We start from the raw sequence: 15,186 nt of genomic DNA, 5'->3' as shown, positions 1-15,186 counted from the left end.
AAAAGCAAAACGATTGCGGAATAAGTGCGGAGAGAAGGATAAAGAATTTTGATAAAAAAGTCACAAAAGTTGAATTTTACAGCACAAAAAACCGCAAAAATTGCTGCTAGACCATCCCAACGTTGGTTCATGAAAGCCGCCAACGCAGCTACGGTTTCAAAATATGAACGCCCTCAAAGCCCATTAGAATCTCAGCAAGGCGGCAAATGCGTGAGTCCCAATGAGCTGATATTAGTCAGTGATTATTCTGGCGAGCGAATGCAGCCAACACAGCTGTGGTTTCAATATGAAAGCCCTCAAAGCCATTGGAATCACAGCAAGGCGGCAAATGAGCGAGTCCCAATGAGCTGACATTATTCAGCCCATCCATGGGCTTCACCCTTCGGGCCACAGTAAACTGCGTTCAAATCTGCTCCAGGCAGATTTGTTGGGCGAGCGAATGCAGCCAACACAGTTGTGGTTTCAATACGAAAGCCCTCAAAGCCATTGGAATCACAGCAAGGCGGCAAATGAGCGAATCCCAATGAGCTGACATTAGTCAGTGATTTGGGCGAGTGAATGCAGCCAACGCTGCTGTGGTTTCAATGGCGACGAGGGAGATGACTGTGGTTAACCTACAGCCTTATAAGGGCTAACCACAGTCAGGACATGGCCTGATGTACTGCTTGAATGCGTTTTATTGCACCATCGCGAGATACGCGGTGTTTACCTTCCACAGATAACGCGGAGCCTGCGCTGCCGGATGTCGTTTTTGGATATGCTGATAAAAAGCTTCCGGTGACATGCTGTTGATTTTGTCGATCGCGACCTTACGGTTTGGCGAGAACGTCCTCAACATGGCCCCTGCTCCGTTGGCATACGATACGATCATCGCATAGCGCATGGTCTTAGGGTTTGATATTCCGGCTAACTGCTGATTCTGCAAGATATTGAGATAGGCAGTGCCTAAATCAATATTAACCGCAGGATCTTTTAACTCACGCGACGTTGGTTGCCCGCCTCGTCCCTTCTTGCGGTAAGCATCCTTACCTGCCGTTGAAGCTTTTAACTGCATCAGCCCGATGGCATTAGATGTACTGACTGCGTGAGGATTTCCTCCTGATTCAACCTGAATAATGGCCTTTATTAAGGTTTCATCAATGCCATAACTGTTTGAGGCCGTTCGGATATAGGTTCCAAACTCTCCATCAGGTGGCGTTCGTGCATCTAAAAAACTACCGCGAGCATTGTTGTTGACGTTTAACTTTACTGTTTGAGGCGGTGTTTGCTCTTTCGCACACCCAGCCAAAAGCAATACCGCCAACATGCAACTGATTCGTTTCTTCACCGTTGCGAGATCCTCTGCGTATGTTGGTCCGTGGTGGATGTTGCCAGAAAAAAAGGTCTTTGGCTAGTTGATTTTTACGATTTGTTGCTCAATTCACCCTTTTACACACATTTTTCGTCTATTTATAGGCTATGATTATTCAGTTAAATGCACCAATTGAGGTACTCCATGAGTCAATCTGCTATTGCTTGCTATGTAGTGACCTTCAGTTATCCGCAGGCCGATCTTGCGGAAACCGCCAAGCTCAACAACCAACTCATGTTGGAGGGGTTTGCGACTACCGTCGCGGATTCTGACGGTATTCCCCATGAACTGGGACCCAATAGCTACGCCATCACCAGCCTACAGGATAAGACCGACGTTGAGCGCCTTGCTCAGGCGTTAGGAAAAGTAGCATTGGGCCAAGAACCCGAAGTGGAAGCCGTTTTGCGCGATGAATATTTCACCCAGCTTTGGGCGACAAGGAATCCATCTAAAGGGCAGCATTAGCTGCCTATTTTATTTCAGATCAAGTAATTAACAGAAATTAGCTGATTGCCCTTTTTTGTACTTTACGTTCATTAGCACAGCGGTTACGGTCAAAATAGCATCACATAACTATGTTCACCTATATATATGCCCTAGAACATTCGCGCTCATGAATGATTTCAAGGGAAATATAATGCCAGTTCCATTCACGAACGCTATCCAAAATAGTTCGAGTTGCATTGCGGTGGTATCAGGTTCGGAGTAATGAACACAACCAGCAAAGACGCCATTTGAAATATGACGGGTATATAGGGGGTACACCATGTGGCAAGCTGTAAGTCAGTTATTATGCGGACACTTTGACCGAGCCTTTACCATCCGCGAAAAACGTGAACTCCCTGGCGGCGAAGTCCATCAGGCTTGGTGTGTTAGCGATGGCGAACATCAGGTCTTTATCAAATGTGACACCCCCGACTTCCTACAAGATTTTAAGGCCGAAGCGGATCAGTTAGCCTGCTTGGCGCGTAGCCATACGGTAAAAACACCGCAGGTTTATGGCGTTGGTGCCACGCGCGAGGCCAGTTTTTTACTACTGGAATATTTGCCGGTGCGTCCACTTGATGCCCACAATGCCTATCTATTCGGTCAGCAACTCGCACGTTTACATCAGTGGAGCGAACAGCCTCAATTTGGTTTCGATTACGACAATCACCTTTCCACTTCCCCACAGCCGAATACTTGGCAGCGCCGCTGGGCCAAATTCTTTTCTGAACAACGTATCGGCTGGCAATTGCAGCTCGCTGCGGAAAAAGGCATTCATTTCGGCGATATCGACAGCATCGTAACCGCCGTTGAGCAGCGTTTACACAACCACCAGCCGCAGCCTTCACTGCTGCACGGCGATCTCTGGCCGGCGAATATGGGGCTCAGTGCGCAAGGGCCGGTGATTTTCGATCCTGCTTGCTACTGGGGCGACCGCGAATGTGATTTAGCCATGCTGCCGCTATTTTCGTTGCTGCCTGCCCAAATTTATGACGGTTATCAAAGCGTTTGGCCGCTGCCGACATCATTTATTGAGCGTCAGCCTGTGTACCAGCTTTACCATCAATTGAATATGTGCAACCTGTTCGCAGGGCCACATTTGGAGACCGCTATTCAAGCGATTGACCGTTTGATGGAGAAAGATGTGGCGTAGATTTTCTGCTTCCCTGTAAAAAAGCTCACCGTAAAGTGAGCTTTTTTATTAGCCTACCCGCGTTGTCGTGAGTTACACCAACCCGAGCAGCTTCAAAATAAAGTACCCGATCACCGCCACGATAATTGGCAGAATATACAGTGGGAAAAACTGCAGGAAAATGGTATGGCGCGGCAACACAATGCGTTTTTCTAACGCTTCACGTGAATGACCTTCAGCCCCTTTCATCTGTTCTAAAATCAGCTGGTCTTCAATACCTTCGCGAATATGACGCACCTGCCGTGACATGCGAGCCCCCGAGGCTTGCAGTGCCATTCCCACAAAGATCAGCCAGTAGATGATCCAAAACATGATATTACCGCCGGTAAATCCCTGCCCTAATACCGGCTGCGGTGAATTGAACCAGAACACATCCAGAAAATGGGTATTAAACTTCACCATATCAATCATCACGTGCACGAAGTCCAGCATGACGGCATTAAGCCCTTCTTGCTTTTGGCTATGCTGATAGAGAAAGTTAAGTATCGACACCGTGGTTGAAAGCAGCGCTGGAATAAAAACTATCCACCCGAATATCCGTTTTGCCACCGCAACCCAACCAGCTTGTTGGTAGGTCATGCCATCCCCTTAATTTGAAATACCCGTCATATTTCAAGCTGCCTCTTTGTGGGCCGCGCTCATTTGCCGCCACACTGCAACTCGAATTACGTTGGCTAGATGCGTAATTATCGCCTTGAATAACGGCAGTCTACGTGGCTGTTTCCGTTATCGCAATCTCAACTGATTGAATTGATTGGTCAGGTTTGCTGATACTTTAGGTTCGTCTAGTATAACTGGCTTAACCAAAAGCGGCGTGAATGTTAGAGTACCCGCAGCAAATAAAGTTATGACGCTGAACATAGGTTCAGGCGGTCTTAAACCACCTAGATGAGGGAATGCCTGTGAGTCGCATTGAAGCCGTAATTTTCGATATGGATGGGTTACTGATAGATTCTGAACCACTATGGACTCAAGGAGAACACGATGTATTTTCCTCCTTAGGCATCGACGTTGATGCAGCGAATGTTCCTGAAACCCTAGGCCTACGCATCGATTTAGTCGTAAAACTTTGGTATCAGCGCACGCCATGGCAAGGCGCAAGCCAAGAAGAAGTGACTGAGCGCATTATTCGCCGCGTCATTGATCTGGTGCGTGAGACCAAACCGTTGCTGCCCGGCGTTGAACACGCGTTAAAACTGTGTCGTCAGCAGGGAATGAAAATCGGTTTAGCCTCGGCGTCACCGCTTTATATGCTTAACGAAGTGCTGGACATGTTTAGCATCAGCCAGTATTTCGACGCCGTGGTTTCGGCAGAAGCATTACCGTATAGCAAACCGCACCCTGAAGTTTATCTTAACGCCGCTCAGCAACTTGGCGTAGATCCCCTCAACTGCGTGACGCTCGAAGATTCGTTTAACGGCATGATCGCCACCAAAGCTGCTCGAATGCGCTCTATTGTGGTACCCGCGCCGGAGAATATTAGCGATCCTCGCTGGGCATTAGCCGATGTGAAGTTAAACAATCTCAACGAACTCACTGCGGCGAATATTCAGCCTTAATCAACGTTAAAACCAAGCGGAGCCTACCTCAGGCTCCGTTTTATGTATATTTATACAGCAAACAGTCATCTGTTACGCTGTCACCTCTTGCTTCCTGCGAAAACTCCGATATGCTGGATAAATTACCAGTACCCTCGGCGAGTTTTATCATGACGGCGGAAGGCCATCTTATTTTTTCTGTCGCTTGTGCCATTTTCGCTAAAAAAGCGGAATTGACGCCTGCGCTCGCCCATGGAGACTGGTGGCATATCATTCCCGGTGCCTTGCTCACCTGCTTGTGGCCAGATATCGATCATCCAAAATCAGTTCTTGGGCAACGCCTTAAATGGTTGTCGTCACCTATCGCGCGCATGTTTGGTCATCGCGGCTTTACGCATAGCCTGCTTGCGGTCATCGGCGGCGTTTTTCTACTGAACTGTGAAATGCCGAGCTACATGGGGATCCCCGTTGACGCCATGCACGCAATGGTGATCGGATATCTAAGCCATCTGCTTGCCGATATGCTCACCCCCGCCGGTGTGCCTTTGCTATGGCCCATTCGCTGGCGTTTCCGGCTACCGATACTCAATTCTCAGAAAGGCAATCAGTTAGAGCGGATCTTATGCATGTCTCTGGTGGGCTATGCACTATATTGGGGCGGTGATTTAATGCCTTTTTACGATTTACTCAGATATGTAAGTCATAAATTATGACGGAAATCACACTGCACTGGTTACAAACCCTTCGTTTTGACTGTTTAGCACACAAACTCGATGCAAAAATTATAATAAATTCATTTTGGATATAAGCATCACATGTAGGGTGCTGTTAGCATATATAGCATTGATTAAGACAATCACGTTTCAGCGTAGGTTAGCACGTGGCCCAACGAGGCTGCGGCGTCCTTAGGGCACGCCGGAACGTATAAAAACATATATTAGAAATTTGGAGATTGGGATGAACCTACCGCTCGTGATTAACGTGCTGGTGTTTGTGGCGCTTTTATTGCTGCTGGCACAGACGCGTCGTACTAAATGGAGCCTCGCTAAAAAAGTTTTAGTCGGCTTATTTATGGGTGTCCTATTTGGTTTAGGGCTACAGCTGGTTTACGGTTCAGACAACCCCGTACTCAAAGACTCTATTAGCTGGTTCAACATTGTCGGTAACGGCTACGTACAACTGCTGCAAATGATTGTGATGCCGCTGGTGTTAGTTTCAATTTTGAGCGCCGTCGCTAAGCTACATAACGCTTCATCGCTGGGCAAAATCAGCTTCCTTTCTATCGGCACTCTGCTGTTCACCACGATGATCGCAGCATTAGTTGGGGTGTTGGTGACTAATCTATTTGGCTTAACGGCCGAAGGTTTGGTTCAGGGTGTACAAGAAACCGCGCGTCTGGCCGCGATCAATACCAACTATGCGGGTAAAGTTTCAGACCTAAGCGTTCCTCAGCTGGTGCTGTCATTTATCCCTAAAAACCCGTTTGCCGACCTAACCGGTGCGAGCCCCACCTCTATTATCAGCGTAGTTATCTTTGCGGCGATCTTGGGAACGGCGGCGCTGCAGCTGCTAAAAGATGATGAAGTTAAAGGTAAACGCGTTCTTACCGCTATCGACACCCTGCAATCGCTGGTGATGAAGCTGGTTCGACAGATTATGAAGCTGACACCATACGGCGTACTGGCGCTGATGACCAAAGTGGTTGCGGGTTCGAACATGCACGACATCATCAAACTCGGCAGCTTCGTGGTTGCGTCCTATCTTGGCTTGGCGATCATGTTTGTGGTACACGGCTTATTGCTGTCGTTTACCGGCATTAACCCACTGAAATTCTTCCGCAAAGTCTGGCCGGTTCTGACATTCGCCTTCACCAGCCGTTCTAGCGCAGCCAGTATTCCATTGAACGTGGAAGCACAAACCCGTCGCATTGGCGTGCCTGAATCTATCGCCAGCTTCTCAGCGTCCTTTGGTGCCACTATTGGCCAAAACGGCTGTGCGGGGCTTTATCCTGCGATGTTAGCGGTGATGGTTGCGCCAACCGTAGGGATTAACCCACTCGATCCGCTGTGGATTGCGACGCTGGTGGGTATTGTTACCGTGAGTTCGGCAGGCGTTGCAGGCGTTGGCGGCGGCGCAACCTTCGCTGCGCTGATCGTGTTACCCGCGATGGGGTTACCCGTTACGCTCGTAGCGTTGCTTATCTCCGTTGAGCCCCTGATTGATATGGGCCGTACCGCGCTGAACGTGAATGGTTCTATGGCGGCCGGCACCATCACCAGCCAGATCCTGCGTCAAACCGATAAGAGCGTGTTTGACTCTGAAGAAGAAGCCGAGCTGGCACATCAGTAATTAGCGAATATTATTTGCAAAAAAGGGAGCCATTGGCTCCCTTTGATATTTATCTATCGCAATAAATTAGAACGCGATTATTTAGAATGGATAGTGGTGATAACCCAGCTGCTCAGAAATATTACGCGCTGCGGTATGCAGCATTTTAACGTATTCGTGTTTAGCATCTTCGGAGAAACGGATCGTTGGGAACGAAATACTCAGCCCCGCAATCACCACGCCAAAGCGATCAAAAACAGGCACAGCGATACAGCGCAGCCCTTCTTCCTGTTCTTCGATATCTTCACCAAAGCCTTGCTCTTTCACCGCGTCTAGCGCTGCCAGCAACGCTTCAGGGGTAAGGATCGTTTTATCGGTGCTACGCTTGAACTCAATCTGGCTGATGATTTCTTCTGCTTCGCTACGATCGCGCCAAGCCAGCAACACTTTACCAATGGCGGTCGTGTGCAGCGGATTGCGACGACCAATACGCGAATACATACGCAGGTTATACATTGAGTCAATTTTATGAATGTAGACGATCCCATCTTCATCCAAAGCGCCCAGGTGAATAGTTTCACGCGTCAAGCGCGAAAGCTCGCGCATTTCAATATCGGCGCTGCGGATCAAATCAACATTTTGCAAAGCATGCGCGCCCAGTTCGAACAGTTTAAGCGTCAGCGAATATTTCTCTGATTCACTCTCCTGCGAAACATAGCCAAGAGACTTCATGGTTTGCAGAAAACGGTAAACGGTGCTTTTCGACATCATGACGCGCAGTGACAGCTCAGTGATGCCTATTTCGCGCTCCTCGGTGAGCGCTTGTAAAATCCCAAACACTTTAAGTACAGAAGAGACCGAATCGGGTTGTTTATCTATATCTGTTGACATTGTATTTCTTTACCCTATCAGATGATTAAATCGAACCTATGTTTCATTATAAAAGGAACAGCTACTGAAATACAGCCTGTTAAACAGGTTAATCAGGTGGTTAACCGTTTCCGCACGCTAGATCCTTTGTTACAAACAAAGCTAAATGTGACGGTGGTCTCAAGTGATAATAAAAGTTATAGTTCCGCAACTGACTAATAAACTCTTAACGATTGTTGCTGAATGAAATCAACCATAAATGATGGCGTTCCACTGCCTCAACGATACGGCGCAATTTTAGCCATTGCACTGGGTATTACCGTCGCGGTCCTTGATGGCGCGATTGCTAACGTCGCCCTTCCCACTATTGCCCGCGATCTTAACGCCTCTGCCGCAACGTCGGTTTGGATTGTTAACGCCTACCAGCTAGCGATTACCATTTCTCTGCTCTCGCTGGCCTCCTTAGGCGATATCATCGGCTACCGCAAAATTTACCTCACCGGATTGTTGGTGTTCAGCGTAACGTCACTGGGTTGCGCCATGTCCGACTCACTCTGGACGCTCACCCTTGCTAGGGTGCTGCAAGGCTTCGGCGCGGCGGCGGTAATGAGCGTGAACGTCGCTTTGGTGCGTCTAATTTATCCTCAACGTTTTCTCGGCCGAGGAATGGGGATTAACGCATTAATCGTCGCGGTTTCGGCGGCGGCGGGGCCATCGGTCGCAGCAGCAATTCTCTCCGTGAGTAGTTGGCCGTGGCTATTTGCCGTTAACGTACCGATTGGCATTGCCGCCTTTATTTGCGGCATGAAATTTCTTCCAGAAAATCCGCCCAAAGTGGGTAAACCGAAGTTTGATGGCTACAGCGCGTTGCTTAACGCCCTCACTTTCGGCCTGCTGATTTCGGCCATTAGCGGGTTTGCCCAGCGCCAGAATAACTTTTTATTGTTGGGCGAACTGGTCGTTATGTTGATTGTAGGTACACTTTTCGTGCGCCGTCAGCTCAATCAAGAGTTTCCGCTGTTGCCCGTCGATCTATTGCGTATTCCAATCTTTTCGCTGTCGGTAGGAACATCAATATGTTCCTTCAGCGCACAGATGCTAGCATTCGTTTCACTGCCCTTCTTCCTGCAAACGGTTCTCGGCAAAACGGAAGTGATGACCGGGCTCCTGCTAACGCCTTGGCCTATTGCCACCATGATAATGGCACCGATTGCCGGACGACTGCTTGAACGCTTTAACGCGGGGCTACTGGGGAGTATTGGGCTGATGTTATTTGCTATTGGGTTGTTGTCGCTGGCGTTGCTTCCTTCCCATCCAACTAACATCGATATTATCTGGCGGATGGCGCTCTGCGGTGCGGGTTTTGGTATTTTCCAATCCCCCAACAATCACACCATGATCTCTTCCGCGCCGCGCCATCGCAGCGGCGGCGCCAGTGGAATGCTTGGCACTGCGCGTCTACTGGGACAAACCAGCGGAGCTGCGTTAGTGGCGCTGATGTTCAACCTGTTTGGCGATCTGGGTACGCATTCATCGTTGCTACTGGGTGCCCTATTCGCGCTTTGTGCCGCGATTGTCAGTAGCCTACGCATTCGCCAACCAAAGCCAGCCGCTCAATAACGTACTAAAGCTGTACCATGCCGTCATTGATAATGTTGCGCAATGACGGCATGTTTTTGACGGCATGTTTTGCCTAAAACCGCCCCGTTGGGATTTCCGCTCCAAACAGCCAGCCTGCTTTATTCCACCTAGCCCGCAGCCAGCCAAAAAACCTCAATAGATTGAAAAGTAAGAGCATATTCTCTTTAAACGTTGAACCATTCTTATGATAGCGGTTTGATAAAATTTAAATAGAACGCTTAAGAACCAGCAGAATTCAGTAAAAAAAAGCGCCCACGAAAGGAGCGCTTGAGATGGCTATTCAGGTAGATGTTTTTCAAGATAGTCCAAAACTTTTGGCGTCACTTTGTGCTTGCAGAATTCGTAGCTTTTCCAGCAAGCAGGATCGCTGAGGTAAATCTCTGAAGGTGTGCGGAAATCTTGCAGAATCATAAACTCACAGAAAAGCTCAGGCGACCTCTTTTGCACAAACTCAAGCAACCTAATCAACGTTTCTGCCGCTGCAGGGATCTCTTTAACATCACCACTTAACCACTTATGACTTGTTGATCTATGAACCTGACACAGCAGCGTAAGTAAAGCTGGCTCAATCTCCATGCGTTCAAATGTTTCTCTAAACGCTTCACTCATTACATTCACCGCCTTTATAGAAATTTGATAATTATCAATTAAAGTTGATTTTACCACTTTCTGCACCCATCACAAAATTGTTGCTTTCTGCGACAAAATCAAATCTCACGATGATTCATATATTTACACCAATTTACAAAACAAAACTTAATTCGTAATGAAAATAAATAATCCACTAACGCACCTAATAGATACGTACATTCGTTTCTGCAAGCGCGGTTATTATCATGATAACGATTACAGTGTGATTTTAGTCACTAGACCAGAATAATAATTCACGCCTAAGATGTGCGTAAAGCGACACAAAGACGTTTCTGTAGACACAATAATTTAACATTACTTTTTTTAGAGATAACTTTGATGAAAACCACCTCCATAGCTTTTTTCGTTGCAACCGCAGTGACCGCCTCACATGCAGCTAACGCGACAAATACCGACGTAAACAACTTTATAAAGTTAGCAACTGCCCAAGGCACCCCCTTCACCGCGGTGCGTGACGCTTACCAAAATCTTAACGCTCGTGACCGTTTGATCGTGTATGAAACACATAGCCGCGCGGGTATCTCTGATGGTATGTATAACGATTTCTCAACGGATGCACCTACCGCAATCACGCCAGCAGGTTGGAACAAAGAAGCGACGTTAAAACAGCTTCATCCATTGGTTTCAGTCGCCCCAGCAGCACCTGTAACACAGCCAACACAGGCGCAATTGAAAGCTCAGTTTGCCGCACTAAAAACAGCCAAATTAAAAGCCGATATTGAAGCTAAACGTGGTGAATCTAGAGCAGCCGCCAATGTCGTGCGCACAGCATCGCAACACATCGCGCCACTCATTACAGCAGATGAACAGACCGCACGTGATAACGGTCAAGACTTGGCAATCAATGACGCACACGCCACCGCAACACAGGCCATGTACAAAGCAAATTCTGCTTATAACTATGCCGACACAGTCCATCATGAAGCAATGGTGATAGGTGCAGACGTTGACACCAACACGGCCAACATTAAAACGAACACCAGTGAAATAGCGTCTGTAAAAACAACGCTTGATGACACAACTAAAACAGCCAACCTTGCAGAAACTAAGGCTACCACCGCGTTAGATGTTGCCTACATTGCAAATGGCAAGGCAGACCAGGCACAGACCGCTGCAACAACCGCCAATGACAAAGCAGACCACGCACAGGTGACCGCTAACACAGCTACCGATAAAGCAGACCATGCGCAGCAATCAGCCGATCATGCCAATGTCAACGCGAATCAAGCGCTGAAAAACACCTTCAATCTGTCAAGCCACATTGCAGCAAACGAGCAAGGTATTAAGGCCAACGCAGCAGCTATTGAACAGAATGGATCTAATTTAGAAACCGTTGCCGAGTATGCCAAAAGCAATCACGACCAAATCAACCAGGCTAAAGCGACTGTAACGGGTATTCAGAAGAAGGAAGCCATTCAGAACGGTTCACGCGTGCAGGGAATGATTGCAGCTAAGCACAACGCTGAACAGGCTGACACTCAGCAGCAGATTAAAAACATAGTTTCTTCTGTATCTGCTCAGCCCGATCACGCAACACAAATTACAGCTAACCGTGATGGTGTCGCTAAGAATGCTGCCGGTGTTCAGAAGCTAACCAAACAACAACGCATTGATTCTGTTTACTACGGTGAGCAAATTCAGAACTTGGCAACAAATACCCATTCAGCCATTCGTTCAACCCAATCGCGTGTAAGCGATAACACGGCGTCTATCAACAAGCTGAACAGCAATTTCAGCAGCTTGAAAAACTCGGTAGATGATAACCGCAAAGAGGCTAATGCAGGCATCGCTGGCGCAACGGCCATTGCATCAATGCCGCAGGTCAAGTCTGGTGACTCATTTATGGTCTCTGCAGGCGCTGGTACATTCAATAGCGAAAGCGCTGTTGCCGTCGGTGCTTCATTCAATGCAGGCGATCATACCGTGATAAAAGCAGGCGTTTCAGCAGATACTCAGTCAGATTTTGGCGCGGGTGTTGGCATCGGTTTTTCATACTAATTAACACAATGCCCACTGTAGTATGTAAACAGTGGGTATTTTCGCCGCCCCCTAACGCCCACTTGATGAAACTCATCTATATATATTCCTAGGTGAGCAAAAAAGCGGTGCAATGACGACGGTTAACATTAAGACTTATTCCCTGACAAGTAAGGTAAATAGAATGAAAATGCCAAGAGTAATCGTTGCAGGACTGATAATTGGCTCGCTTGCGGCCTGCTCATCTCAAGCCGATCGCATGGCGAAATGTGAGTCTCAGGGGATCAGCAAAGACGCCTGCTATATCGCCGAACAAAGCCGACAAAACGCAATTAACTCGGCGGCCGAGAAACAGGCACTAGAAAATGCGCAAGCACAGTATGGCCAAGCAACACATAAACCTGTGGTCAAAACCGGCTATGGCGTAACGGTCAAGCGTGGTGCTGATGGTATTGTCACCGTTGATGGTAAGCCTGCGGCATTAGATGAAAAAAATGCCGATGCGTCCGTCTATTCACAGGGAAATTATCAGGTGATTTTCTATACCAAAGGAAAGGTGGCGCTGATGGAAAACCGTCAGTTTAAAGGCTATTTGAAATAAGGATAAAAGCCGGATGAGGTGAAAACAGCATCCGGCTGCGCTTTTTACAATATTAAGCCACGGAGTCAACATTCATGGCCGCTTGCAATGTTGCGTCACGGCTGGCTAACACGCGCTCTACCGTATCAACCACGGCTTGAGTCTGCGGATCGATCTCAATATTGACTTTATCCCCCAGACGCTTCACGCCAAGCGTAGTGCGCTGCAGTGTTTCTGGGATCAAATGTACGCAAAAACGGCTCTTCGTTACCTCTCCGATAGTCAAACTAATACCGTCGATGCCGATAAAACCTTTATGCAATACGTACTTCATCAGCTCAGGATTTGGCATTTTGAACCAAATTTGGCGATTGTTCTCTGAAGTCAGGATTTTTACGATTTCAGCCGTACAGATGATATGGCCCGACATCAAATGCCCACCGATTTCATCATTAAACTTCGCTGCTCGCTCAAGATTCACCACGCTACCCACCGTCACATCGCCCAGATTGGTGATACGCAGCGTTTCTTTCATCAAATCAAAGCTAACAAGGTCACCTTCCACTTTCGTCACGGTCAGACAACAACCGTTATGAGCAACGGATGCGCCGAGCTCAAGTTCAGGCAATAACTCCTGCGGGAATTTGACTACATGAGTACGAAAATTTGATTTTTCATCAATGGACACGACGGGAGCGGTGCCCTGAACAATGCCGGTAAACATAAATGATGCCTCTGCAATAATGTCTTTTCGAAAACAATTATCTAGCAGTTTGCCGCAAACCATAGATAAATCCAAATCTAGCCGGCAAAAAACAGCATATGCCCCACTCATCAACTACACTTTTCATTCTCTTGTGCCGTATCTGCAGGTAGAATCATTCACTCACTGTTTATACTCATCACGTTTGACGCCGCATCGGTGATCGAATGCTGAGTATCGCGTTACCCTCTTTAGGACTTTCCGCGAAGAGGCGTTTACTTGTCTGTTTTCTCTCTCATTTAAAATAAAAAGGTGTATACGTGCAGAAGTATTGGATAGAAGCGCGTAGCTTATTAGCTCTGGCTATTCCCGTTATCATTGCGCAGGTTTCTCAAACGGCCATGGGTTTTGTTGACACCATCATGGCAGGCGGCGTTAGCGCCACAGATATGGCGGCGGTTGCCGTTGGGACCTCCATTTGGCTACCGGCTATTTTGTTTGGCCATGGTTTGCTGCTGGCTTTAACGCCGGTCATCGCCCAGCTAAACGGCGCGGGGCGTCGCGATAAAATTGAACATCAGGTGCGACAAGGTTTTTGGCTGGCGTTTGGCGTGTCGGTTTTAATTATCATAGTCCTTTATAATTCCAAACATATCATCGATATGATGCATAACATCGATCATGATTTGTCGAGCAAGGCCATCGGCTATCTGCACGCGATTATGTGGGGCGCGCCGGGTTATTTGTTCTTCCAGGTACTGCGTAATCAGTGCGAAGGCCTATCGAAAACTAAACCGGGAATGGTGATTGGTTTCATCGGCCTGTTGGTAAACATTCCGATTAACTACATTTTCATCTACGGGAAATTAGGTGCTCCAGCGCTGGGTGGCGTCGGCTGTGGCGTGGCTACAGGCAGCGTGTATTGGGTGATGTATTTCATCATGCGTTGGTATGTTCGTCGCTCATCCAGCCTACGTGATTTACGTCAAAAAGGCATGGAAGCACCACAGTGGGCCACGATCCATCGCCTAATTAATATCGGTATGCCGGTTGCTTTAGCGCTGTTTTTCGAAGTGACGCTGTTTGCCGTTGTCGCTTTACTGGTTTCACCGCTGGGTATTGTTTCCGTTGCGGGACACCAAATTGCGCTGAACTTCAGCTCGCTGATGTTTGTGTTGCCAATGTCACTCGGCGTGGCCGCGACTATTCGTGTGGGTTACCGCTTGGGCGAAGGCTCGGCAGAAAATGCGAGAGTCGCGGCGCGCACCAGTATTGCCGTAGGAATGACGATGGCGGCATGTACCGCTATTTTCACCGTAATTTTCCGCGAACCCATTGCCCTGCTCTACAACGATAACCCTGAAGTTATCACCATGGCATCGCACTTGATGCTGCTAGCGGCAATTTATCAGATTTCGGATTCGGTTCAGGTTATCGGCAGCGGTGTACTGCGTGGTTATAAAGATACCCGTTCGATTTTCTTTATTACCTTTACGGCGTACTGGATTTTAGGGCTACCAACCGGCTATGTGCTGGCGCTGACGGATTATATTGTTCCCGCCATGGGGCCAAGCGGCTTCTGGACGGGCTTTATCATCGGTCTCACATCGGCGGCTATAATGATGGCGCTGCGTATCCGCTGGCTACAAAATCAGCCCGCGGCATGGATCTTGCAGCGAGCAGCGCGTTAATCAAGGCAATTCAACGGCATCCTAGATGCCGTTTTTTTCACCCAGATGCGCATATCATCAGCAATCGTGTGAATTTAAGAGGAATTTTTGGCAATCCCCCTTGCCAGCCGTGTCATGTGCCGTTAATATTCGTCCCCGTTGTCTGGCACGGCTAACGTGCTAACAAAGCAGTTCAGGA

At 48.0% G+C, this 15,186-nt stretch carries 15 protein-coding genes; 10 read left to right on the top strand and 5 right to left on the bottom strand.

Annotated elements, in window-relative coordinates; all coding sequences use genetic code 11:
* The first annotated feature begins 48 nt into the window (after nucleotides 1–48).
* On the top strand, nucleotides 49–351 hold the full coding sequence (locus BN1044_RS01145) for a hypothetical protein (RefSeq protein ID WP_072307206.1): 303 nt from the start codon (nucleotides 49–51) through the stop codon (nucleotides 349–351).
* Nucleotides 352–676: 325 nt separating this feature from the next.
* On the opposite strand, the gene BN1044_RS01140 is transcribed toward BN1044_RS01145, so the two are convergent.
* The gene (locus tag BN1044_RS01140) at nucleotides 677–1,327 is read right to left on the bottom strand and encodes a transglycosylase SLT domain-containing protein (protein WP_072307205.1); all 651 of its coding nucleotides are present in this window, start codon (nucleotides 1,325–1,327) and stop codon (nucleotides 677–679) included.
* A 168-nt stretch (nucleotides 1,328–1,495) separates the two neighbouring features.
* Between BN1044_RS01140 and ghoS the strand changes: the two genes are divergently transcribed.
* Complete coding sequence (gene ghoS / locus BN1044_RS01135; RefSeq protein ID WP_072307204.1) at nucleotides 1,496–1,816, top strand: type V toxin-antitoxin system endoribonuclease antitoxin GhoS; 321 nt, start codon at nucleotides 1,496–1,498, stop codon at nucleotides 1,814–1,816.
* A 301-nt stretch (nucleotides 1,817–2,117) separates the two neighbouring features.
* The gene (locus tag BN1044_RS01130) at nucleotides 2,118–2,990 is read left to right on the top strand and encodes a fructosamine kinase family protein (protein ID WP_072307203.1); all 873 of its coding nucleotides are present in this window, start codon (nucleotides 2,118–2,120) and stop codon (nucleotides 2,988–2,990) included.
* Between the two features lie 72 nt (nucleotides 2,991–3,062).
* On the opposite strand, the gene BN1044_RS01125 is transcribed toward BN1044_RS01130, so the two are convergent.
* The gene (locus BN1044_RS01125) at nucleotides 3,063–3,608 is read right to left on the bottom strand and encodes a YniB family protein (RefSeq protein ID WP_046459579.1); all 546 of its coding nucleotides are present in this window, start codon (nucleotides 3,606–3,608) and stop codon (nucleotides 3,063–3,065) included.
* A gap of 317 nt (nucleotides 3,609–3,925) precedes the next feature.
* Between BN1044_RS01125 and hxpB the strand changes: the two genes are divergently transcribed.
* The 3 genes from hxpB (at nucleotide 3,926) to BN1044_RS01110 (ending at nucleotide 6,916) form a co-directional block, all read left to right on the top strand.
* On the top strand, nucleotides 3,926–4,588 hold the full coding sequence (gene hxpB, locus BN1044_RS01120; protein ID WP_072307202.1) for a hexitol phosphatase HxpB: 663 nt from the start codon (nucleotides 3,926–3,928) through the stop codon (nucleotides 4,586–4,588).
* 149 nt (nucleotides 4,589–4,737) lie between these two features.
* The gene (locus tag BN1044_RS01115; protein ID WP_046459581.1) at nucleotides 4,738–5,280 is read left to right on the top strand and encodes a metal-dependent hydrolase; all 543 of its coding nucleotides are present in this window, start codon (nucleotides 4,738–4,740) and stop codon (nucleotides 5,278–5,280) included.
* A 244-nt stretch (nucleotides 5,281–5,524) separates the two neighbouring features.
* Entirely contained in the window at nucleotides 5,525–6,916 is a 1,392-nt protein-coding gene (locus BN1044_RS01110; RefSeq protein ID WP_072307201.1) for an L-cystine transporter, read from the top strand.
* Nucleotides 6,917–6,997: 81 nt separating this feature from the next.
* Here the strand turns inward: BN1044_RS01110 and kdgR are convergent, their stop codons facing one another.
* Nucleotides 6,998–7,786: a DNA-binding transcriptional regulator KdgR gene (gene kdgR, locus BN1044_RS01105; protein ID WP_072307200.1), complete on the bottom strand. Its 789-nt coding sequence runs from the start codon at nucleotides 7,784–7,786 to the stop codon at nucleotides 6,998–7,000.
* 222 nt (nucleotides 7,787–8,008) lie between these two features.
* Between kdgR and BN1044_RS01100 the strand changes: the two genes are divergently transcribed.
* Nucleotides 8,009–9,385 carry an MFS transporter gene (locus tag BN1044_RS01100; protein ID WP_072307199.1) on the top strand — a complete coding sequence of 459 codons (1,377 nt, stop codon included), beginning with the start codon at nucleotides 8,009–8,011 and terminating at the stop codon, nucleotides 9,383–9,385.
* A gap of 297 nt (nucleotides 9,386–9,682) precedes the next feature.
* Here BN1044_RS01100 and BN1044_RS01095 read toward each other — a convergent pair whose 3' ends face one another.
* The gene (locus BN1044_RS01095; protein ID WP_139130867.1) at nucleotides 9,683–10,072 is read right to left on the bottom strand and encodes a hypothetical protein; all 390 of its coding nucleotides are present in this window, start codon (nucleotides 10,070–10,072) and stop codon (nucleotides 9,683–9,685) included.
* Nucleotides 10,073–10,303: 231 nt separating this feature from the next.
* Between BN1044_RS01095 and BN1044_RS23770 the strand changes: the two genes are divergently transcribed.
* Both BN1044_RS23770 and BN1044_RS01085 read left to right on the top strand, forming a co-directional pair.
* The gene (locus tag BN1044_RS23770) at nucleotides 10,304–12,055 is read left to right on the top strand and encodes a YadA-like family protein (RefSeq protein ID WP_254663906.1); all 1,752 of its coding nucleotides are present in this window, start codon (nucleotides 10,304–10,306) and stop codon (nucleotides 12,053–12,055) included.
* Nucleotides 12,056–12,218: 163 nt separating this feature from the next.
* On the top strand, nucleotides 12,219–12,635 hold the full coding sequence (locus BN1044_RS01085; protein WP_072307196.1) for a hypothetical protein: 417 nt from the start codon (nucleotides 12,219–12,221) through the stop codon (nucleotides 12,633–12,635).
* 52 nt (nucleotides 12,636–12,687) lie between these two features.
* Here BN1044_RS01085 and BN1044_RS01080 read toward each other — a convergent pair whose 3' ends face one another.
* Nucleotides 12,688–13,338 (bottom strand): riboflavin synthase subunit alpha, encoded by a 651-nt coding sequence (locus BN1044_RS01080; RefSeq protein ID WP_072307251.1) that lies wholly within the window; start codon nucleotides 13,336–13,338, stop codon nucleotides 12,688–12,690.
* 299 nt (nucleotides 13,339–13,637) lie between these two features.
* Here BN1044_RS01080 and BN1044_RS01075 point away from each other — a divergent pair, with 299 nt between their 5' ends.
* Entirely contained in the window at nucleotides 13,638–15,008 is a 1,371-nt protein-coding gene (locus BN1044_RS01075) for an MATE family efflux transporter (RefSeq protein WP_072307195.1), read from the top strand.
* Nucleotides 15,009–15,186: the final 178 nt, after the last annotated feature.

The sequence above is a fragment of the Hafnia alvei genome, assembly GCF_900095695.1.
GTDB classification, from domain to species: domain Bacteria; phylum Pseudomonadota; class Gammaproteobacteria; order Enterobacterales; family Enterobacteriaceae; genus Hafnia; species Hafnia alvei_B.
The sequence above is the reverse complement of the archived record's forward strand: the minus strand, read 5'-3'. Positions and strand labels throughout refer to the sequence as shown.

Coding starts and splice junctions, on each gene's coding strand:
- ghoS (WP_072307204.1), top strand. CDS start 1,496: ATGAGTCAATCTGCTATTGCTTGCTATGTAGTGACCTTCAGTTATCCG.
- BN1044_RS01130 (WP_072307203.1), top strand. CDS start 2,118: ATGTGGCAAGCTGTAAGTCAGTTATTATGCGGACACTTTGACCGAGCC.
- BN1044_RS01125 (WP_046459579.1), bottom strand. CDS start 3,608: ATGACCTACCAACAAGCTGGTTGGGTTGCGGTGGCAAAACGGATATTC.
- hxpB (WP_072307202.1), top strand. CDS start 3,926: ATGCCTGTGAGTCGCATTGAAGCCGTAATTTTCGATATGGATGGGTTA.
- BN1044_RS01115 (WP_046459581.1), top strand. CDS start 4,738: ATGACGGCGGAAGGCCATCTTATTTTTTCTGTCGCTTGTGCCATTTTC.
- BN1044_RS01110 (WP_072307201.1), top strand. CDS start 5,525: ATGAACCTACCGCTCGTGATTAACGTGCTGGTGTTTGTGGCGCTTTTA.
- kdgR (WP_072307200.1), bottom strand. CDS start 7,786: ATGTCAACAGATATAGATAAACAACCCGATTCGGTCTCTTCTGTACTT.
- BN1044_RS01100 (WP_072307199.1), top strand. CDS start 8,009: ATGAAATCAACCATAAATGATGGCGTTCCACTGCCTCAACGATACGGC.
- BN1044_RS01085 (WP_072307196.1), top strand. CDS start 12,219: ATGAAAATGCCAAGAGTAATCGTTGCAGGACTGATAATTGGCTCGCTT.
- BN1044_RS01080 (WP_072307251.1), bottom strand. CDS start 13,338: ATGTTTACCGGCATTGTTCAGGGCACCGCTCCCGTCGTGTCCATTGAT.